The sequence below is a fragment of the Pseudomonas frederiksbergensis genome (assembly GCF_003732275.1).
GTDB classification, from domain to species: Bacteria; Pseudomonadota; Gammaproteobacteria; order Pseudomonadales; family Pseudomonadaceae; genus Aquipseudomonas; species Aquipseudomonas frederiksbergensis_H.
The window spans coordinates 42,935-62,423 of sequence record NZ_MOBM01000002.1 but is presented as its reverse complement, the minus strand read 5'-3'; the positions used below and the strand labels follow the sequence as shown (position 1 = coordinate 62,423).

The 19,489-nt window shown below is 59.5% G+C and carries 17 protein-coding genes and 1 pseudogene; 8 read left to right on the top strand and 10 right to left on the bottom strand.

Annotated features, from left to right (window positions below):
* Positions 1-1,053, top strand: a complete 1,053-nt coding sequence (gene hisC, locus BK662_RS00620) for a histidinol-phosphate transaminase (RefSeq protein WP_123355857.1) — start codon at positions 1-3, stop codon at positions 1,051-1,053.
* Positions 1,054-1,229: 176 nt separating this feature from the next.
* Here the strand turns inward: hisC and BK662_RS00615 are convergent, their stop codons facing one another.
* The 3 genes and pseudogenes from BK662_RS00615 to algW all read right to left on the bottom strand — a co-directional run bounded on the left by BK662_RS00615 (position 1,230) and on the right by algW (position 3,715).
* Positions 1,230-1,949 carry a DUF4198 domain-containing protein gene (locus tag BK662_RS00615; RefSeq protein WP_123355855.1) on the bottom strand — a complete coding sequence of 240 codons (720 nt, stop codon included), beginning with the start codon at positions 1,947-1,949 and terminating at the stop codon, positions 1,230-1,232.
* A 12-nt stretch (positions 1,950-1,961) separates the two neighbouring features.
* Positions 1,962-2,366: pseudogene (locus BK662_RS00610) on the bottom strand (TonB-dependent receptor domain-containing protein); the annotation flags it as partial.
* A gap of 188 nt (positions 2,367-2,554) precedes the next feature.
* Entirely contained in the window at positions 2,555-3,715 is a 1,161-nt protein-coding gene (gene algW, locus BK662_RS00605; protein WP_123355853.1) for a Do family serine endopeptidase AlgW, read from the bottom strand.
* 103 nt (positions 3,716-3,818) lie between these two features.
* On the opposite strand from algW, the gene BK662_RS00600 reads away from it, so the two are divergent.
* From BK662_RS00600 to cysN, 3 genes are all read left to right on the top strand, one after another.
* Positions 3,819-4,577 carry a Nif3-like dinuclear metal center hexameric protein gene (locus tag BK662_RS00600; RefSeq protein WP_018927191.1) on the top strand — a complete coding sequence of 253 codons (759 nt, stop codon included), beginning with the start codon at positions 3,819-3,821 and terminating at the stop codon, positions 4,575-4,577.
* Positions 4,578-4,846: 269 nt separating this feature from the next.
* The gene (gene cysD / locus BK662_RS00595; protein ID WP_008008639.1) at positions 4,847-5,764 is read left to right on the top strand and encodes a sulfate adenylyltransferase subunit CysD; all 918 of its coding nucleotides are present in this window, start codon (positions 4,847-4,849) and stop codon (positions 5,762-5,764) included.
* 9 nt (positions 5,765-5,773) lie between these two features.
* A complete protein-coding gene (gene cysN / locus BK662_RS00590; RefSeq protein WP_123355851.1) occupies positions 5,774-7,672 on the top strand; it encodes a sulfate adenylyltransferase subunit CysN in 1,899 nt (632 codons plus the stop codon).
* Positions 7,673-7,839: 167 nt separating this feature from the next.
* On the opposite strand, the gene yihG is transcribed toward cysN, so the two are convergent.
* The 3 genes from yihG to BK662_RS00570 form a co-directional block, all read right to left on the bottom strand.
* A complete protein-coding gene (yihG, locus tag BK662_RS00580) occupies positions 7,840-8,748 on the bottom strand; it encodes a 1-acylglycerol-3-phosphate O-acyltransferase, YihG family (protein ID WP_123355849.1) in 909 nt (302 codons plus the stop codon).
* Positions 8,749-10,848: a phosphate acetyltransferase gene (pta, locus tag BK662_RS00575; protein WP_123355847.1), complete on the bottom strand. Its 2,100-nt coding sequence runs from the start codon at positions 10,846-10,848 to the stop codon at positions 8,749-8,751.
* Positions 10,849-10,922: 74 nt separating this feature from the next.
* Positions 10,923-11,261 carry a DUF3565 domain-containing protein gene (locus BK662_RS00570; protein WP_123356104.1) on the bottom strand — a complete coding sequence of 113 codons (339 nt, stop codon included), beginning with the start codon at positions 11,259-11,261 and terminating at the stop codon, positions 10,923-10,925.
* Here BK662_RS00570 and BK662_RS00565 point away from each other — a divergent pair.
* The 3 genes from BK662_RS00565 (at position 11,230) to BK662_RS00555 (ending at position 13,610) form a co-directional block, all read left to right on the top strand.
* Positions 11,230-11,715 (top strand): FKBP-type peptidyl-prolyl cis-trans isomerase, encoded by a 486-nt coding sequence (locus BK662_RS00565; RefSeq protein WP_007901600.1) that lies wholly within the window; start codon positions 11,230-11,232, stop codon positions 11,713-11,715. The two genes, BK662_RS00570 and BK662_RS00565, sit on opposite strands and share 32 nt — an antisense overlap.
* Before the next feature lie 122 nt (positions 11,716-11,837).
* Entirely contained in the window at positions 11,838-12,320 is a 483-nt protein-coding gene (locus tag BK662_RS00560) for a glutathione peroxidase (RefSeq protein ID WP_123355845.1), read from the top strand.
* Positions 12,321-12,506: 186 nt separating this feature from the next.
* A complete protein-coding gene (locus BK662_RS00555; protein WP_123355843.1) occupies positions 12,507-13,610 on the top strand; it encodes an NADH:flavin oxidoreductase in 1,104 nt (367 codons plus the stop codon).
* 126 nt (positions 13,611-13,736) lie between these two features.
* On the opposite strand, the gene BK662_RS00550 is transcribed toward BK662_RS00555, so the two are convergent.
* Together BK662_RS00550 and cysZ are read right to left on the bottom strand one after the other, a co-directional pair.
* Positions 13,737-14,936: a glycosyltransferase family 4 protein gene (locus BK662_RS00550; RefSeq protein ID WP_123355841.1), complete on the bottom strand. Its 1,200-nt coding sequence runs from the start codon at positions 14,934-14,936 to the stop codon at positions 13,737-13,739.
* Between the two features lie 40 nt (positions 14,937-14,976).
* Positions 14,977-15,732 (bottom strand): sulfate transporter CysZ, encoded by a 756-nt coding sequence (cysZ, locus tag BK662_RS00545; protein ID WP_123355839.1) that lies wholly within the window; start codon positions 15,730-15,732, stop codon positions 14,977-14,979.
* 315 nt (positions 15,733-16,047) lie between these two features.
* Between cysZ and trxB the strand changes: the two genes are divergently transcribed.
* Positions 16,048-17,004: a thioredoxin-disulfide reductase gene (gene trxB, locus BK662_RS00535; protein ID WP_008008648.1), complete on the top strand. Its 957-nt coding sequence runs from the start codon at positions 16,048-16,050 to the stop codon at positions 17,002-17,004.
* A 191-nt stretch (positions 17,005-17,195) separates the two neighbouring features.
* Here the strand turns inward: trxB and BK662_RS00530 are convergent, their stop codons facing one another.
* Together BK662_RS00530 and BK662_RS00520 are read right to left on the bottom strand one after the other, a co-directional pair.
* The gene (locus BK662_RS00530; RefSeq protein ID WP_123355837.1) at positions 17,196-18,479 is read right to left on the bottom strand and encodes an NAD(P)/FAD-dependent oxidoreductase; all 1,284 of its coding nucleotides are present in this window, start codon (positions 18,477-18,479) and stop codon (positions 17,196-17,198) included.
* Positions 18,480-18,641: 162 nt separating this feature from the next.
* Positions 18,642-19,475 carry a transporter substrate-binding domain-containing protein gene (locus BK662_RS00520; protein WP_123356102.1) on the bottom strand — a complete coding sequence of 278 codons (834 nt, stop codon included), beginning with the start codon at positions 19,473-19,475 and terminating at the stop codon, positions 18,642-18,644.
* Positions 19,476-19,489 lie beyond the last annotated feature (14 nt).

Sequence of the window (19,489 nt, the reverse complement as noted above, 5' to 3'; positions counted from 1 at the left end):
ATGAGTAAATTCTGGAGTCCCTTCGTCAAGAACCTGGTGCCTTACGTGCCGGGCGAGCAGCCGAAGCTGGCGAAACTGGTGAAGCTCAACACCAACGAAAACCCGTACGGTCCATCGCCCAAAGCGTTGGCCGCGATGCAGACCGAACTGAACGATAACCTGCGTCTGTACCCGGACCCGAACAGCGACCTGCTCAAGCAGGCTGTTGCCAGGTACTACGGCGTGCAGGGCAATCAGGTGTTCCTCGGCAACGGTTCCGATGAAGTCCTGGCGCACATTTTCCACGGTTTGCTGCAACACGATCAGCCATTGTTGTTCCCGGATATCAGCTACAGCTTCTACCCGGTTTACTGCGGGTTGTACGGCATCGAGTTCGACGCGGTGCCGCTGGATGAACAGTTCCAGATCAACCCGTCGGACTACGCCAAGCCGAACGGCGGGATCATTTTCCCCAACCCGAATGCGCCGACCGGTTGCCTGTTGGCACTGGACGCGGTTGAGCAAATCCTCAAGGCCAGCCCGGATTCGGTGGTCGTGGTGGATGAGGCTTACATTGATTTCGGCGGTGAAACGGCGATCACGCTGGTGGATCGTTATCCGAACCTGTTGGTGACTCAGACCCTGTCCAAGTCCCGTTCGCTGGCGGGCCTGCGGGTGGGGCTGGCGGTGGGGCATCCGGACCTGATCGAGGCGCTGGAGCGGATCAAGAACAGCTTCAACTCCTATCCGCTGGATCGTCTGGCGATTGTCGGTGCGGCGGCGGCTTTTGAAGATCGTGAGTACTTCGAGAAGACTTGTCGTTTGGTCATTGAGAGCCGTGACAAGGTAGTCGGTCAGTTGGAGGCGAAGGGGTTTGAGGTGTTGCCGTCGGCAGCAAACTTCATTTTCGCCCGTCACCCGAAGCACGATGCGGCAGGGCTGGCGGCGAAATTGCGCGAACAGGGCGTGATCGTTCGGCACTTCAAGCAAGAGCGGATTGCCCAGTTCCTGCGTATTTCCATCGGCGCGCCGGAGCAGAATCAGGCGCTGATCGACGGCCTCGGCGACCTTTAGACCGCTTTCGCGAGCAAGCCCGCTCCCACACTGGATCTCTATTGTTCACCAATAGTGTGTCCACAGAAGATCCAGTGTGGGAGCGGGCTTGCTCGCGAAGAACGATAACGCGGTCGGCCTGTTGTTGCGCGGCGTTTCCATCGCGGGCAAGCCACGCTCCCACAAGGTTTTGTGGGTTACTCGTGATGCGGTTCGCCAAGGAAGGTCAGCGACGTGAACAGCCCGCGCGTCGCCACATCCGGGTTGTCCTTCAGCGAAATCTCCATCTGCGCCGCAATCACATTCAACCCTTCATTACGCACCAATACTTGCGCCCGACCCTCTGCGTCGGTTTCGGTGCTCAAGGTATTCGGCGCGCTGCGATAGTCGCCCACCAGCTTCACGCCTGCCGCCGGCTTACCGTCCAATAGCACTCGAACCGGCAACGATTTACCCGGCCCAACGGTCAGCGGATCAACCTCCGGCAGAATCAACAATTTCATCTGATCGAGCTTCGGCAACTTCGCCCCCGGCTGGTATATCGCCAGGCTGTACTTGAAGGTCTGGGTCGACTCAATGGCCCCCGGTACTTTGCTGCGCCCTTCGTTGATCCATTTTTTATCCGCCGTCTGCGACCACATGCCATTGTTCAGCGCCACGGCCATCACCGCCGGTGGTTTCAACGGCTGCAGGCGGGCGTGGTCGGCCAGCCGTTGCACGTTCACCGGGATCATTTTTCCGGCAACGTCATAGGCCCACGCGCCGCTGATTTTCTGCGCCTTGAAGGCGTTGTCTTCGGCGCCATGACCATAGATGACTTCGATGTTACCGCGACGTTGTTCGGTCCAGAGACCGTGGGCCGAGACTTGGCTGGCGCACAGCAGGCCGAGTAGCGCCAGGGATTTGAGATGTTGCATGGTGACGTCCTTTTACAGGTTGAGTGTCAGGCTGACGGTGAAATTGCGCGGCTCGCCGGGGTTGACCCAGTAGTTGCTGTAGGAGCGCTCGAAGTATTTCTCGTCGATCACTCGCACGGCATCGGTTACTTGCCCGGTGACTTGCAGGTCGACACCCTGGCTGCGGGCCTTGCCCACGGCGCGGCTGGAATCGGTGCTCGGATCGAGCGCCAGGACGTTTTCCTTTTCGATATGGAAGGCGGCGAGGGTGGTGCTCAAGCGGTCGTCGAACAGCTCGCTCTTGATCCCGACTTCATAACCGATGCCTTCTTCCGGGTCGAAGGATTTGCCGGCGGCGTCCAGCCCATTGTTCGGTTTGAACGAGGTGGAGGCGTTGGCGAACAACCCCACTTCGGGCGTCAGTTGGTAGAGCAGGCCATCCCCCAACAAACCGAGGGCCAGTCCTGCCAGGGAAGCCATTGTTCGAGACGACATGCTATATTGTTCCAATAGTGATATTGAAACAATATAACATGCCTAATGAGAATGTCTGCTGTTAAGAGGCTTTGGAGTTTTGGAGCTGCCGAGGGCGCAAAAAGATCAGCCTTCGGCAGCTCCTACGGGGATTACTCTTCTTCTTTTTCCTTGACCGGCGCGGGTGGCGGACGCAGACCGATTTCTGCCGTGAGCTTGAGCTCTTTGCCGTTGCGCATTACCTGAATGGTGACCTTGTCGGTCGGCTTGATCCGCGCCACCTGGTTCATCGAGCGGCGGCCGTCACCGGCCGGTTCACCGTCGATGCTGAGGATCACGTCGCCCAGTTGCAGGCCGGCCTTCTGCGCCGGGCCGTCATGGAAAATCCCCGAGACCACAATCCCCGGACGTCCTGACAGACCAAAGGACTCCGCCAGTTCCTGACTCAACGGTTGTGTTTCGATGCCGAGCCAGCCGCGAATCACCTGGCCGTGTTCGATGATCGACTTCATCACTTCCATCGCCAGTTTGACCGGGATCGCGAAGCCGATGCCCTGAGAGCCGCCGGACTTGGAGAAGATCGCCGTGTTGATGCCGGTCAGGTTGCCGTTGGCGTCCACCAGCGCACCGCCGGAGTTGCCGGGGTTGATCGCGGCGTCAGTCTGGATGAAATCTTCGTAGTTGTTCAGCCCGAGCTGATTGCGCCCGGTGGCACTGATGATGCCCATGGTCACGGTCTGGCCGACGCCGAACGGGTTGCCGATGGCCAGGGCCACGTCGCCGATACGGATATTGTCGGAACGGCCGACGGTGATCGACGGCAGGTTTTTCAAGTCTATCTTCAACACCGCGAGGTCGGTTTCCGGGTCGCTGCCGATGACGCGGGCCAGGGTTTCACGACCATCCTTGAGCGCCACCACGATCTGGTCGGCACCGCTGGTCACGTGGTTGTTGGTCAGCAGGTAACCTTCCGGGCTCATGATCACGCCCGAGCCGAGGCTCGACTCCATGCGCTTCTGCTTGGGCGAGTTGTCGCCGAAGAAGCGGCGGAACTGCGGATCTTCGAACAGCGGATGGCTGGGCTTGTTGACCACTTTGGTGGTGTACAGGTTGACCACCGACGGCGCGGCCGTGGTCACCGCATCGGCATAGGACACCGGACCCTGCTGCAGACCGATGGTTTGTGGGGCTTGCTGCAGATTCACGTCCAGGCTCGGTAGCCCGACCCATTGCGGGTAACGCTGCATAATCAATAGAGCGATAAGCACGCCGGCCAACAGCGGCCAGCCGGAAAAACGCAGCGCCTTGAGCATTAAGCACGTCCTACAGAGGTTGCAGGCGGTGTGAGACCGCCCATAATGTCGCGCATTATACGAGGCCGAGCGCGCCTCTGAACGGGATATTTAGGAGTCTTTTATGGCCGTCGCCCTGAGCACCCTGGTCGAAGAAGCCGACCGCTACCTGGCAAGTGCGAAGATCGCCGATTACTGCCCCAACGGTTTGCAGGTCGAAGGCCGGCCGCAAGTGATGCGCATCGTCAGCGGCGTCACCGCCAGCCAGGCGTTGCTGGACGCCGCGGTAGAGGCCCAGGCCGATCTGGTGCTGGTGCATCACGGCTATTTCTGGAAAGGCGAGAACCCGTGCATCACCGGCATGAAGCAGCGTCGGTTGAAAACCTTGCTCAAGCACGATATCAGCCTGCTGTCTTATCACTTGCCGCTGGACCTGCACCCGGAAGTCGGTAACAACGTACAGCTTGCCCGGCAACTGGACATCACTGTCGAAGGCCCGCTGGATCCGGACAATCTGAAAATCGTTGGCCTGGTCGGCTCGTTGAGCGAACCGATGACCCCTCGGGATTTCGCCCGTCGCGTGCAAGAAGTCATGGGGCGCGAGCCGTTGCTGATCGAAGGCAGCGAGATGATTCGTCGGGTCGGCTGGTGCACCGGTGGCGGCCAGGGTTACATTGATCAGGCGGTGTTGGCTGGCGTCGATCTGTACCTCAGCGGCGAGGCCTCCGAGCAGACGTTCCACAGCGCCCGGGAAAACGACATCAGCTTCATCGCCGCCGGTCACCACGCCACCGAGCGTTACGGTGTGCAGGCGTTGGGCGATTACCTGGCGCGACGTTTCGCCCTCGAGCACATCTTCATCGATTGCCCGAACCCTATTTGATGCTGTACAGATTTTCACTTAACACCGCAATTCAACTGTGGGAGCGAGCCTGCTCGCGATGGCTGCGTCACATTCGACATTCATGTCACTGACACACCGCTATCGCGAGCAGGCTCGCTCCCACAGGTGCTCATACACCCGAACGGGCAGGTATATTCATATACCCTTTCGATCTAGCCAGCGTCCTGATTAGAAGGAGGCGCTGTGCTAGGATTCCCCGCTCGAACACGGCCCGCAGGCCGTCCATAAGATCGTTTTCGTGAGTAGCCATGGTCGACAAACTGACGCATCTGAAACAGCTGGAGGCCGAAAGCATCCACATCATCCGCGAGGTCGCCGCCGAGTTCGATAACCCGGTGATGCTGTACTCCGTCGGTAAAGACTCCGCCGTGATGCTGCACCTCGCGCGCAAGGCATTCTTCCCGGGCAAACTTCCGTTTCCGGTGATGCACGTCGACACCCAGTGGAAGTTCAAGGAAATGTACGCGTTCCGCGACCGCATGGTCGAAGAACTCGGCCTGGACCTGCTGGTGCACGTGAATCCCGAGGGTGTTGCGCAGGGTATCAACCCGCTCACCCACGGCAGTGCCAAGCACACCGACATCATGAAGACCGAAGGCCTCAAGCAGGCCCTCGACAAGTACGGCTTCGATGCGGCATTCGGTGGCGCTCGTCGCGACGAAGAGAAATCCCGGGCCAAAGAGCGCGTGTATTCCTTCCGTGACACCAAGCACCGCTGGGACCCGAAAAACCAGCGTCCCGAGTTGTGGAACGTCTACAACGGCAAGGTCAACAAGGGCGAATCGATCCGCGTATTCCCGTTGTCGAACTGGACCGAGCTGGACATCTGGCAGTACATCTACCTCGAAGGCATCCCGATCGTGCCGCTGTATTTCGCCGCCGAGCGCGACGTTATCGAGATGAACGGTACCTGGATCATGATCGACGACGAGCGCCTGCTCAATCACTTGAGCGACGAAGACAAGGCGCGCATCGTCAAGAAGAAGGTCCGTTTCCGTACGCTGGGCGACTACCCGTTGACCGGTGCGGTCGAGTCCGAGGCCACCAGCCTGACCGACATCATTCAGGAAATGCTCCTGACGCGAACTTCCGAACGCCAGGGCCGAGTCATCGATCACGATGGCGCAGGTTCGATGGAAGAAAAGAAACGTCAGGGTTATTTCTAAGGGGTTGTCATGTCGCACGCATCTGATTTGATCAGCGAGGACATCCTCGCCTATCTGGGCCAGCACGAACGCAAGGAAATGCTGCGCTTTCTTACCTGTGGCAACGTCGACGACGGCAAGAGCACCCTGATCGGGCGCCTACTGCACGACTCCAAGATGATCTACGAAGATCATCTTGAAGCCATCACCCGCGACTCGAAAAAAGTCGGCACCACCGGCGAAGACATCGACCTGGCGTTACTGGTCGACGGCTTGCAGGCCGAGCGTGAGCAGGGCATCACCATCGATGTCGCCTACCGCTATTTCTCCACCGCCAAACGCAAATTCATCATCGCCGATACCCCCGGCCATGAGCAGTACACCCGCAACATGGCCACCGGTGCATCCACCTGTGACCTGGCGATCATTCTGGTCGACGCCCGTTACGGCGTGCAGACCCAGACCCGTCGCCACAGCTTTATTGCCTCGTTGCTGGGCATCAAGCACATCGTTGTCGCCATCAACAAGATGGACCTCAACGGCTTCGACGAAAGCGTGTTCGAGTCGATCAAGGCCGATTACCTGAAGTTCGCCGAAGGCATCGCGTTCAAGCCAACCACCATGGCGTTCGTGCCGATGTCCGCTCTCAAGGGCGACAACGTAGTGAACAAGTCCGAGCGTTCGCCGTGGTACACCGGCCAGTCGCTGATGGAAATCCTCGAAACCGTCGAAATCGCCAGTGACCGCAACTACACCGACCTGCGTTTCCCGGTGCAGTACGTCAACCGTCCGAACCTGAACTTCCGTGGTTTTTCCGGCACCCTGGCCAGCGGCATCGTGCACAAGGGCGACGAAGTCGTTGTGCTGCCGTCGGGCAAGAGCAGCCGTGTGAAATCCATTGTCACCTTCGAAGGTGAGCTGGAGCATGCAGGTCCTGGTCAAGCAGTGACGCTGACCATGGAAGACGAAATCGACATTTCCCGCGGTGACTTGCTGGTACATGCCGACAACCAGCCGCAAGTGACTGACGCCTTCGACGCCATGCTGGTGTGGATGGCCGAAGAACCGATGCTGCCGGGCAAGAAATACGACATCAAGCGTGCCACGACTTACGTGCCGGGTTCGATCACCAGCATCGTCAATCGCGTGGACGTGAACACCTTGGCCGAAGGTCCCGCCAGCTCTCTGCAGCTGAACGAGATCGGTCGGGTCAAGATCAGCCTCGACGCGGCTATCGCGCTGGACGGTTACGACAGCAACCGCACCACCGGTTCGTTCATCGTCATCGATCGACTGACCAACGGTACGGTCGCGGCCGGCATGATCGTCGCCCAGCCGTTGAGCCATGGCAGCAGCACCCACCACGGCAAACTGGCTCACGTGGCTACCGAAGAACGTGCCCAGCGCTTTGGTCAGCAACCGGCCACCGTGTTGTTCAGCGGCTTGTCGGGCGCTGGCAAAAGCACCCTGGCCTACGCGGTTGAACGCAAGCTGTTCGACCTGGGTCGTGCGGTGTTTGTACTCGATGGCCAGAACCTGCGTCACGACCTGAACAAAGGTCTGCCAAATGATCGCGCCGGGCGTACCGAAAACTGGCGTCGTGCGGCGCACGTTGCGCGTCAGTTCAACGAAGCCGGTTTGCTGACATTGGCAGCCTTCGTTGCGCCGAGTGCTGAAGGCCGTGAGCAGGCCAGGGAACTGATCGGCAAGGAGCGTCTGCTGACGGTCTACGTCCAGGCCTCTCCGACGGTCTGTGCCGAGCGTGATCCGCAAGGTCTGTACGCGGCGGCTGGCGACAACATTCCGGGCGAATCCTTCCCGTACGACGTGCCGCTGAATGCCGATCTGGTGATCGACACCCAGTCGCTGTCGGTGGACGAAAGCGTCAAGCAAGTGCTGGATCTGCTGCGTCAGCGTGGCGCGATCTAAGCGTTAGCTGCCAATAAAAAACCCGCAGATGAGTGATCGTCTGCGGGTTTTTTTGTGTCCTGCGATATTCAATGTGGGAGCGTGCTTGCTCGCGAAAGCGGTGTGTCAGTCAATATAAATGTTGAATGTCAGCCAGCCTTCGCGAGCAAGCCCGCTCCCACACTGGATCAGTGTTTGTCTGGAAATTCGCGGTGCATCTGCCCCAGCAGCGCATCCTTGTCATTCCACAGCTGATTGATCCAACCCTGAAACTCGAGCCGATACGCACCGTCCTGGTCGTAGTTCTTGCCGACGAACTGCGGTGGAATCTTCAGCTCCTGAAAGTGCACCACCACGTCCTTAACATTGCCACAGAGCAAATCCCAGTAACCCGGACGCCCGGCCGGATAGTGGATGGTCACATTGACGATGGCTTCCAGCTGGTCGCCCATGGCATCCAGCACGAAGGCAATACCGCCCGCTTTCGGCTTGAGCAGGTAGCGGAACGGTGAGCTCTGCTGTACGTGCTTGCCCTCGGTGAAGCGCGTGCCTTCGACGAAGTTGAAAATCCCCACCGGGTTATTGCGGAACTTGTCGCAGGTCTTGCGGGTGGTTTCCAGGTCTTTGCCTTTCTTCTCTGGATGCTTTTCCAGATAGGCCTTGGAGTAACGCTTCATGAACGGAAAACCGAGTGCCCACCACGCCAGACCGATCACCGGCACCCAGATCAGTTGCTGCTTGAGGAAGAACTTCAGCGGGCGGATGCGCCGATTGAGCACGTACTGCAACACCATGATGTCGACCCAGCTCTGGTGGTTGCTGGTGATCAGGTACGAGTGCTGATAGTCCAGGCCTTCCAGCCCGCTGAGCTGCCAGCGCGTATGCCCGAGCAGGTCCATCCAGGCCTTGTTGTTGCTGATCCAGGTTTCGTGGATATGGCTCATCAGCCAGTCGGTGAAACGCTGGGCGGCGGGGAAGGGCCGCAGCAGTTTGAAGATTGCCACCACGAACAGCGGCGTGCAGCAGACAATCGTGTTCAGCGCCAACAACAGCGAGGCGATCACGCCGCGCAGGGGGGCGGGTAGAAAATCCAGCATTTAAACATCCATAGGTCGGTTGGCAGCCTGGATCGCGGTCAACGCGATGGTGTAGACGATGTCGTCGACCTGCGCGCCGCGCGGCAGGTCGTTAACCGGTTTGCGCAGGCCTTGCAGCATCGGGCCGAGGCTGACGCAGTCGGCGCTGCGCTGCACGGCTTTGTGGGTGGTGTTGCCGGTGTTCAAGTCGGGGAACACGAACACCGTGGCACGACCAGCCACTTGACTGTTCGGCGCCAGTTGTCGGGCCACGGTTTCGTTGGCGGCGGCGTCGTACTGCAACGGGCCGTCGATCAACAGCGAGTTTTGCTGTTCGTGAGCGAGCAATGTGGCCTCGCGAACCTTCTCGACTTCTTCACCGCTGGCCGACTCGCCACTGGAGTAGCTGATCATCGCCACGCGCGGAGTGATGCCGAACGCCGCTGCCGAATCGGCGCTTTGCAAGGCGATCTCGGCCAGTTCGCTGGCACTCGGGTGCGGGTTCATCACGCAGTCGCCGTAAACCAGCACTTCTTCCGGAAACAGCATGAAGAACACCGAAGACACCAGTGTGCAGCCCGGCGCGGTCTTGATCAGTTGCAGGGCCGGGCGGATGGTGTTGGCGGTGGAGTGAATAACCCCGGACACCAGCCCGTCGACTTCATCCAGCGCCAGCATCATGGTGCCGATCACCACGGTGTCTTCCAGTTGCTGCTCGGCCATCGGCGCGTTGAGGCTTTTAGTCTTGCGCAGTGCAACCATCGGCTCGACATAGCGCTCGCGAATCAAGTCCGGGTCGAGGATTTCCAGCCCCGGCGGCAACTCGATGCCTTGGGCGCGGGCGACCGCTTCGACGTCCGCCGGTTTGGCCAGCAACACGCAACGGGCAATGCCGCGCGCCTGACAGATCGCGGCGGCCTGCACGGTCAACGGCTCGCTGCCTTCGGGCAACACGATGCGCTTGTTGGCGGCTTGGGCGCGCTGGATCAGTTGGTAGCGGAACACCGCTGGTGACAGGCGCATTTCCCGTGGCGTGCCGCAGCGCTGGTGCAGCCAGTTGGCGTCGAGGTGGCTGGCGACGAAATCGGTGATGATCTCCGCACGTTCGCGGTCGTCGATCGGGATTTCCTTGTTCAAACCGTTCAACTGGTTGGCGGTGTCGTAGGAACCGGTGCTGACCGACAACACCGGCAAGCCGGCCTGCAAGGCGCCACGACACAAATCCATGATGCGCGGGTCGGGCAGGGTGTCGCTGGTCAGCAACAGGCCGGCCAGAGGCACGCCATTCATCGCCGCGAGGCTGACGGCGAGGATGATGTCGTCACGATCGCCGGGGGTTACCACCAGCACACCGGGTTTGAGCAGTTCCACGGTGTTGCGCACGGTGCGTGCGCAGATGATGATGTTGGTCATGCGCCGGGTTTCATAGTCGCCGGCGTTGAGCACCTGAGCGCCCATCAGATCGGCCACATCGCGGGTACGCGGCGCATTCAGTTCGGGCTGGAACGGGATGCAGCCGAGCAGGCGAAAATCGCCACTGCGCAGTAACGGCGAGTGTTCCTTCAAGCGCGAGGCGAAGGCCTCCATGCTTTCGTCGGTCTTGACCTTGTTGAGGATCACGCCCAGGACTTTCGGGTCTTTCGGACCGCCGAACAATTGCGCCTGCAACTCCACCCGGCCGGACAATTCGGTCAGGACTTCGTTCTCCGGTGCCGAGACCAGAATCACATCGGCGTCCAGGCTCTTGGCCAAATGCAGGTTGACCCGCGCCGCGTAACTGGCGCTGCGGGTCGGGACCATGCCTTCGACGATCAGCACGTCCTTGCCGATAGCGGCTTGCTGATAAAGGGTGATGATTTCTTCGAGCAGTTCGTCCAGCTGACCGTCGCCGAGCATCCGCTCGACATGGGCCAGACCCAACGGCTGAGGCGGTTTCAAGCCGTGGGTGCGGGCCACCAGTTCGGTGGAGCGTTCAGGGCCTGTGTCGCCCGGGTGCGGCTGGGCAATCGGTTTGAAAAAGCCGACTTTGAGACCGGCCCGCTCAAGCGTACGCACCAGCCCGAGGCTGATGGAGGTCAGACCCACACCAAAATCGGTGGGCGCGATAAAAAAAGTTTGCATGCGGATTCTCTGGAAGTGCATGTGGGCAGCCGTGGCCGCCAGGTGATCATCTATGTCTGACGATCTACCGAAATTCAGTCGTCAAGGTTATCGCTAACCGAGCCTTGTGCGCACCATCCGCAATCAAAGGGCTGGCCTATTTTTTCATTACGCAGTGAAGGGTCCAGCACCCAGGCCCGGGATTGCCATGGGGGCTGGTGTCGCAGGTGTTGGGTATGGCCGCAGGAAAGCTCGGCCACCCAGTGGCCATCCTCATCCTGATGAAAGCCTGTGACGGTCGAGGCTTTCGTCGCACCCCGTCTGTCCGGGTTGTGTTCGCTTTCGGGCGATTGCTTCGCTAAACTTGGTCTTTCTATCTTCTTATGCAAAAGGTCTCGCCCCATGCTGATCGCCGCCAATAAGGCTGTCTCCATCGACTATACCCTGACCAACGACGCTGGTGAGGTCATCGACAGCTCCGCCGGCGGCGCGCCGCTGGTCTACCTGCAAGGCGCAGGTAATATCATCCCGGGCCTGGAAAAGGCACTGGAAGGCAAAGCAGTCGGTGACGAACTGACTGTCGCCGTAGAACCTGAAGATGCCTACGGCGAATACGCTGCCGAACTGGTCAGCACTCTGAGCCGCAGCATGTTCGAAGGCGTTGACGAGCTGGAAGTGGGCATGCAGTTCCACGCTTCCGCGCCGGACGGCCAGATGCAGATCGTCACCATTCGCGATCTGGACGGCGACGATGTCACCGTTGATGGCAACCACCCGTTGGCCGGTCAGCGCCTGAATTTCCAGGTCAAGATCATCGACATCCGTGACGCCAGCCAGGAAGAAATCGCTCATGGTCACGTCCATGGCGAAGGTGGCCATCACCACTGATTTTCTGCGCTAAGCTCAGAGAGCTGGAGAGGCGCCTGAGGGCGCCTTTTTAGTCCGCGGCTGTCCTTGATGGCACCGCCAAGTGGCTGTTTCGAGAAGAACACGGGAATTTGGAGTTCGTCATGAGTGCTTTTCACGACCTTAAACTGACAGCCCTGGATGGTCAGGAGTTACCTCTGGCGCCCTTCAAGGGGCGTGTCGTGCTGGTGGTCAACGTCGCCTCCAAATGTGGTTTGACCCCACAGTACGCGGCGCTGGAAAACCTCTATCAGCAATACAAGGACAAGGGTTTCAGTGTGCTGGGCTTGCCATGCAACCAGTTTGCCGGGCAGGAACCGGGTACCGAGCAGGAGATCCAGGCATTCTGCAGTCTCAACTATGGCGTGACCTTTCCGTTGTCCAGCAAGCTGGAAGTCAACGGTCATGAGCGTCATCAGTTGTATCGCCTGCTGGCGGGCGAAGGCGCGGAATTCCCGGGCGACATCACCTGGAACTTCGAGAAATTCCTGCTGGGCAAGGACGGTCGCGTACTGGCGCGGTTCTCGCCTCGTACGGCGCCGGATGACCATGTTGTCATCCAGGCGATCGAAAAAGCGCTGAGCTAAAAAAGCAAGATCAAAAGATCGCAGCCTTCGGCAGCTCCTACGGGTTACGCATTCCCCTGTAGGAGTTGCCGAAGGCTGCGATCTTTTCGTTTCTAATCCTTAATCACTTAAATCAATAGTGCTGTTCAAGGCTTGGCAGTCTCCATATTATCGCCGTCATAAAGTCTATGTCCCGTGGAGCGTCCCATGCCCGTCAAAGCCCTGTTCAAGCCTTTTCACCTCGGCGCCCTCGAACTGCCGACCCGCGTCGTCATGGCGCCGATGACCCGCTCGTTTTCGCCGGGCGGCGTGCCCAATTCCAAAGTGATCGAGTATTACCGTCGTCGCGCCGCTGCCGGGGTTGGTCTGATCATCACCGAAGGCACCACCGTCGGTCACAAGGCCTCCAACGGCTATCCGAACGTGCCGCACTTCTACGGTGAAGCGGCATTGTCCGGCTGGAAGAAAGTCGTCGACGCGGTGCATGCCGAAGGCGGCAAGATCGTTCCGCAATTGTGGCATGTGGGCAGCGTGCGCCGCATCGGCACCGAGCCGGATGCCAGCGTGCCGGGCTACGGTCCATCGGAAAAATTGAAGGACGGTCAGGTCGTGGTTCACGGCATGACCCGGCAGGATATTCAGGAGGTGATCGCCGCGTTCGCCCAGGCTGCCAAAGACGCTCAAAGCATCGGCATGGACGGCGTGGAAATCCACGGTGCCCACGGTTATCTGGTGGACCAGTTCTTCTGGGAAGGCAGCAATCAGCGCACTGACGAATACGGTGGCAGCCTGGCGAACCGTTCGCGCTTCGCCATCGAACTGATTGAGGCGGTACGTGCCGCGGTCGGTGAGGGTTTCCCGATCATCTTCCGTTTCTCCCAATGGAAGCAGCAGGACTACACCGCGCGCTTGGTGCAAACCCCGGAAGCCTTGGGTGAATTCCTTAAGCCGTTATCCGACGCTGGCGTGGACATTTTCCACTGTTCGACGCGGCGTTTCTGGGAGCCTGAGTTCGACGGTTCCGAGCTGAACCTGGCCGGCTGGACCCGCAAGCTCACCGGCAAGCCAACCATCACCGTCGGCAGCGTCGGCCTGGATGGCGAGTTTCTGCAATTCATGGTCAACACCGATAAGATCGCCCAACCGGCCAGCCTGGAAAAACTGCTGGAGCGTTTGAATAACGATGAGTTCGATCTGGTGGCCGTGGGTCGTGCATTGCTGGTGGACCCGGATTGGGCGCAGAAAGTGCGGGACGGTCGTGAGGAAGACATCCTGCCGTTTAGCCGTGAGGCTTTGATGACGCTGGTTTAAGCGGCGACAGGACTGACGCCTTCGCGAGCAAGCCCGCTCCCACATTCGACCGAGTTCTCTCAGGGGAATGCGATCAAAGGTGGGAGCGGGCTTGCTCGCGAAGATTGACTCAATGTCATCAAGGATTCAGGGTAATGTCTGTGCATTAGGAACTACCTGCTCCCCAACACAAGCCCCGCGCAACTGCCCCTCGAACTGCTCGATAATCGCCGCCCAACCCTGACGACTCGCATGCTGGCGCGCATTAAGACGCACGCAGCGCAAGGTTTCGCGCTCTTCCAGCAGCCAACGTGCCGCATCGCAGAACGCCTCTTCATCCCCGGGCATGGCCAGTACGCCGTTGTAGCCATGGCGAATATGCTGCGCCGCCGCCGCCTGATCGTACGCCACTACCCCCAGCCCCGAGGCCAATGCCTCAAGCACCACATTGCCGAAGGTTTCGGTCAGGCTCGGAAACAGAAACACATCCCCCGACGCATAATGACTGGCCAAGGCTTCGCCGCGTTGTGAACCGCAGAAAATCGCCTCGGGCAATTCCTTCTCCAGCATCGATCGTTGCGGACCGTCTCCGACCACAATCAATTTCATTTTCCGCTGTGGATAAGTCATTTTCAGCGTGTTGAAACTGCGCTTGAGCAAGCCAAGATTCTTTTCCTGGGCCAGACGTCCTACGTGGATGAAGGCAATATCATCCTCGGCCAGTCCCCATTGCTCGCGCAGCGGCTTCAGCCGTTTGGCCGGATGGAACAACTGACTGTCGACGCCTCGAGAGAGCAGCGCCAGGCGCTCGAAACTACGGCGCTCCAGTTCCAGACGCTGGCTGGCGCTGGGCACCAGGGTCAGGGTCGTGCGATTGTGAAACCAGCGCAGGTAGTGAGTCAGCAAGCGCGTCAGCAGCCCGAGGCCGTATTGGCTGGAATACTGCTGAAAATTGGTATGAAAGCCGCTGACCACCGAGATCCCCAAACGCCGTGCCGCGCGCAACGCCGACAACCCCAGCGGTCCTTCGGTGGCGATGTACAACACGTCCGGGCGATGCCGTTTCCAGCGCCGCAGCAGCTTGTGCATCGACGACTGACCCCATTGCAGGCCGGGATAACCCGGCAGTGGCCAGCCTCGACACAACAGCAACTCATCGTTGCTGCCCATAAGCGGGTCGCCACCCTGGCGTGGCCGCACCAACTCCACCTGATGCCCGCGCGCGCGCAAACCGTCGAACAAGCGACCAAGGGTATTGGCCACGCCGTTGATTTCCGGAGGGAAGGTTTCGGTGATCAGGGTGATATGCAGAGTTGTCGTCATGACCTCAGTGTCGGCTGAGGCCATGTCGTCATTGTTACGGTGGGATGATGGATTTGTGACGCGATTAACGGCGTTCTGCCACCAGATTTTCCGCGCCACGCTCACGCACCCAGAACAACGTCGCCCCAGCCACTGCCGCCGGCATCATCAGAATGTTGACCACCGGAATCAGCAACACCAGATAAACAATCCCGCCAAAGCTCATGCTCTGCCAGCGTTTCTGCCGCAGCCAGGCGAGCATTTCGTTCCAGCCGAGTTTGTGGTTATCCGCCGGGTAATCGATGTACTGGATCGCCATCATCCATACCCCGAACAACAGCCACAGCGGCGCGGCAATGATGTTGACCACCGGGATGAACGACAGAATGAACAGACCGATGGCCCTGGGCAGGAAGTAGCCGAGTTTGCGCATTTCCCGGGACAGGGTGCGCGGGATCATGGCGATCAGTTCGCCCCAGCTGAAGGCCGGGAAGTCGTCGGTGCCGCGCACCACCACTTCGACCTTCTCCGCCAGGAAGCCATTGAATGGCGCGGCGATAACGTTGGCCAGCATGGTGAAGGTGAAGAACACCATCAACACCACCAACACGACGAATATCGGCCAGAGGATGTAGCTGAGGAAGCTCAGCCAATCCGGCAGGGACGGCATCAGCGTATCGACCCACATACTGAACTGATGGCCGGCCAGATAGATCAATCCGACGAACAGCACCAGGTTGATCGCCAGCGGCAACAACACGAACAAGCGCAGGCTTGGGCTCAGGACCAGCTTGAGGCCCTCGCGCAGGTATTGCGGGCCAGACAGAACAGGGGCGGGCATAACGTGCTCCGAGCAAAGGGTAAACGCGCCGACCTTACCGGCTTTGCCTGACAGGCGAAAGCGCGGTAGTAGCATCGACATTAACTGTAACAAAGGCGTCTATAAATTCACTGCAACGGGATAGAGACCGCCTATGAGCTGGATTGTTAAACCGTATTTCCTTAATCTTCGCCCCCTCGATACGCTGCACCCATTCTTTTACAGGACTGTCGAGCCCAAGCCTTCCCCAAGTGCTTTCAACGGTCCTTTTTTATTCCCGCCGGCAATCCGGCGTTCCGCGCCCAGTGTTTCGGGCCCGGTCAACAGGAGCAGGTCATGTCTGAAGTTCGTCATTCGCGAGTGATTATTCTCGGTTCCGGCCCTGCCGGTTACAGCGCAGCGGTCTATGCCGCCCGTGCCAACCTCAAGCCACTGCTGATCACCGGCATGCAGGCTGGCGGCCAACTGACCACCACCACCGAAGTCGACAACTGGCCGGGCGACGTCCACGGCCTGACCGGCCCGGCGCTGATGGAGCGGATGAAAGAGCACGCCGAGCGCTTTGAAACCGAGATCGTGTTCGATCACATCAATGCCGTGGACTTCGCCGCCAAGCCATACACCTTGATTGGCGACAGCGCGACTTACACCTGCGACGCACTGATCATCGCCACCGGCGCCAGCGCCCGCTACCTGGGCCTGCCATCGGAAGAAACGTTCATGGGCAAAGGCGTTTCGGCCTGCGCGACGTGCGACGGTTTCTTCTATCGCAACAAGCCAGTGGCTGTGGTGGGTGGCGGTAATACGGCTGTGGAAGAAGCCCTGTACCTGGCCAACATTGCAAGCACCGTAACCTTGATCCACCGTCGCGAAACTTTCCGCGCCGAGAAGATCCTGATCGACAAGCTGAATGCCCGGGTTGCCGAAGGCAAGATCATCCTGAAGCTGAACTCGACCCTCGACGAAGTATTGGGCGACAACATGGGCGTGACCGGTGCTCGCCTGAAGAACAACGACGGCAGCTTCGACGAGCTGAAAGTCGACGGCGTGTTCATCGCCATCGGCCACACCCCGAACACTTCGTTGTTCGAAGGTCAGCTGACGTTGAAAGACGGCTACCTGGTTGTGCAGGGCGGCCGTGACGGCAACGCCACTGCGACCAACCTCGAAGGCATCTTCGCCGCCGGTGACGTGGCTGACCACGTTTACCGTCAGGCCATCACCTCGGCCGGCGCCGGTTGCATGGCGGCCCTGGATGCCGAGCGCTATCTCGACGATCTGCAGAACGCTTGATGCTGATTCTGTAGAAAGCAAAAAACCGGCTTCGGCCGGTTTTTTATGGGGTCGCAAACGCTCGATCAACAGTGTGGGAGCGAGCCTGCTCGCGATAGCGGTGGGTCAGTCGATATCAATGTTGAATGATAAATCGCTATCGCGAGCAGGCTCGCTCCCACAGGTTATGCGTTGGCCGAAGTCGATTGCGATCAGCCGCGAAACCGCTCCTGAACAAAATCCATGACCTTCAACGACTGATAAATCGCATTGGCCGCAACTCGCCCAAACGGCCCTCCGTTCCAGTCCAGCAGGTACGGTTTGAACACCTGATACCGCGCACTTTCCCCGCACACGGCTTCGGCAATGACCCTGCCGCCAATCGAGCCGGTATTCAGGCCATGGCCACCAAACGAGGTACAGGCCCAGACGCCCGGTTCCAACAGCCCCAGGTTAGGCATTTTGTTGGTGGAGTACCCCATCAGGCCCGACCATGCCAATTCGATTTTTACCGGCGCCAGTTGTGGATACACCGAGACCATGTCCGCCTTGAGCATGGCCGCCAAGGCTTTTTCGTTCTGTTCGTTGCGGGTGGTGATGCGTCCGCCCCAGAGCAGGCGGTCGCCTTCGACCACGCGATAGTAGTCCGAGGCGCGGCGGTCGTCGGAGAAGGCGGCGCCGGAGTCGAGGACGTTTTTGATCGAGTCGCCCAGGTGTTCGGTCAGTACCACGTAGGTAGCGATGGGCAGGTAGGCGCGGCTGAGTTTCTGCAACTCCGGGCCGCCGTAACCGCCGGCGCAGAACACCAGGTCCTGGCAACGTACGGAGCCGTGAGCAGTCTGGACAATTTTATCGCTGCCCTCGCGATGCCAGGCCAGCATTTTTGAGTGTTCGAAAATCTTCCCTCCAGCTGCTTCGATGGCGAGGGCCAGGCCCAGGCAATAATTCAGTGGATGAAAGTGCAAGGCGTTCGGATCCTCGATGCCCTGGAAATAGCGCAGGGTGTGGGCCCGTTCGCGAACCTGGGTGGTGTCGAGGTAGTTGAGTTCATAGCCGAAGTCGCGGCGCATGGTGTCGATGTGGTTTTTCACGCCTGCGCTGTCGTCGTAACGCTTGACCCGAATCGTGCCGGCGGATGGATCGCAGCCGGTCAGCGCCAGTTCGGCGATGTTGTGGCGCACTATTTCCACGCCTTCGACGGACATTTGAAACAGCGCTCTGGCCTGTTCCAGTCCGAGTTTTTTGCGAATCGCCGCCGACCCTTCAGCCCAACCCGGCGAGACCACGCCGCCATTGCGGCCGGACGCGCCCCAGGCGACTTGATGGGCTTCGAGGATGACCACGCGTTTGCCGCGCCGGGTCAGTTCCAGGGCGGCGGTAAGGCCCGCGATCCCGGCGCCGATGATGCAGACGTCGCAGGTTTCGTGGGTATTCAGTTCGGACCTGGCCGCGCGGGGCAACGAGGTTTGGGAGTACCAGGTGGTGGGGAAGGACATGCTGAATCCTTGACAAGTTGCCGGTCAATGAAGCGAACGCCTGGCTTTTGTGGGAGCGAGCCTGCTCGCGATGGCGGTCTGACATTCAACATTGATACTGAACGTTATGGCCTCATCGCGAGCAGGCTCGCTCCCACAGGTGGGCGGTGTGATCGAGGTCGGTTACTTGACTGTCGAGTAGTCCACGCCGTACCACTTGGTCGACAGTTTGGTCAGCGTGCCGTCCTTGTGCATCGCGCCGATGATTTCACCGAGTTTGGCTTTCAACTCCGCGTCACCCTTGTCGGTGGCGATGGCCAGTGGTTCGTAGAACACCACGCCGTTGTCGACGGCCCGCAGCGGGTAATTTTTCTTGATGGCAGCTTCCAGCGTGCTGCGCTGAGTGAGGATGCCGTCGAGGCGAACGCCATCGCCCAGGCGCAGGTCATCCAGCGGCCCGAGGGAACCGGCATAGGTTTTCATCTTTGTGGTCTGTACGTCGTAGGCGACGGGCGGCATGTCCGTCGCTTCGATGGCCAGCGCCTGGTTCAGGTAATCCTCGGAAGTGGTGCCGCCTTCGACACCGATTGTCTTGCCATTGAGGGCTTTGTGGTCGGTGAGTGTGGATTTGTTGTGAACCGCAAACACGTAGGGCACGTAGTAATAAGTCGCGGGAAAGTCGAGGATCCGTGCGCGGCTTTTGGTGGCGGTCATCGAGCCCACGGACATGTCCCAGCGCCCGTTCCACTTGCCCGCGGTGATCACGTCCCAGTCGGGGGTGATGAATTTGACCGCGACGCCGAGACGCTTGGCGATCTCCTTGGAAACGTCGATGTCGAACCCGTCGATTTCATTCTTGTCGTTGATAAAACCCTGGGGTGGCCAGGTTGCCGAAGTGGCGACGGTCATGGTTTTGCTGCTTTGGATTTTGTCCAGTACGGCTCCGGCGTTGGCGGCGCCGACGAACAACAGCGACATGGCGGCTGTGAGGGTAAGTACGTGTTTTTTACTGAGCATGTTCATCTCCACTT

Bases quoted from the DNA above. Each gene is read 5' to 3' on its own strand.
- pta (WP_123355847.1), bottom strand. From the start codon at position 10,848: ATGCAAACTTTTTTTATCGCGCCCACCGATTTTGGTGTGGGTCTGACC.
- BK662_RS00555 (WP_123355843.1), top strand. From the start codon at position 12,507: ATGCCCGTCAAAGCCCTGTTCAAGCCTTTTCACCTCGGCGCCCTCGAA.
- algW (WP_123355853.1), bottom strand. From the start codon at position 3,715: ATGCTCAAGGCGCTGCGTTTTTCCGGCTGGCCGCTGTTGGCCGGCGTG.
- trxB (WP_008008648.1), top strand. From the start codon at position 16,048: ATGTCTGAAGTTCGTCATTCGCGAGTGATTATTCTCGGTTCCGGCCCT.
- BK662_RS00565 (WP_007901600.1), top strand. From the start codon at position 11,230: ATGCTGATCGCCGCCAATAAGGCTGTCTCCATCGACTATACCCTGACC.
- BK662_RS00600 (WP_018927191.1), top strand. From the start codon at position 3,819: ATGGCCGTCGCCCTGAGCACCCTGGTCGAAGAAGCCGACCGCTACCTG.
- BK662_RS00550 (WP_123355841.1), bottom strand. From the start codon at position 14,936: ATGGCCTCAGCCGACACTGAGGTCATGACGACAACTCTGCATATCACC.
- yihG (WP_123355849.1), bottom strand. From the start codon at position 8,748: ATGCTGGATTTTCTACCCGCCCCCCTGCGCGGCGTGATCGCCTCGCTG.
- BK662_RS00615 (WP_123355855.1), bottom strand. From the start codon at position 1,949: ATGCAACATCTCAAATCCCTGGCGCTACTCGGCCTGCTGTGCGCCAGC.
- cysD (WP_008008639.1), top strand. From the start codon at position 4,847: ATGGTCGACAAACTGACGCATCTGAAACAGCTGGAGGCCGAAAGCATC.
- hisC (WP_123355857.1), top strand. From the start codon at position 1: ATGAGTAAATTCTGGAGTCCCTTCGTCAAGAACCTGGTGCCTTACGTG.
- BK662_RS00570 (WP_123356104.1), bottom strand. From the start codon at position 11,261: ATGGAGACAGCCTTATTGGCGGCGATCAGCATGGGGCGAGACCTTTTG.
- BK662_RS00530 (WP_123355837.1), bottom strand. From the start codon at position 18,479: ATGTCCTTCCCCACCACCTGGTACTCCCAAACCTCGTTGCCCCGCGCG.
- BK662_RS00560 (WP_123355845.1), top strand. From the start codon at position 11,838: ATGAGTGCTTTTCACGACCTTAAACTGACAGCCCTGGATGGTCAGGAG.
- cysZ (WP_123355839.1), bottom strand. From the start codon at position 15,732: ATGCCCGCCCCTGTTCTGTCTGGCCCGCAATACCTGCGCGAGGGCCTC.
- BK662_RS00520 (WP_123356102.1), bottom strand. From the start codon at position 19,475: ATGCTCAGTAAAAAACACGTACTTACCCTCACAGCCGCCATGTCGCTG.
- cysN (WP_123355851.1), top strand. From the start codon at position 5,774: ATGTCGCACGCATCTGATTTGATCAGCGAGGACATCCTCGCCTATCTG.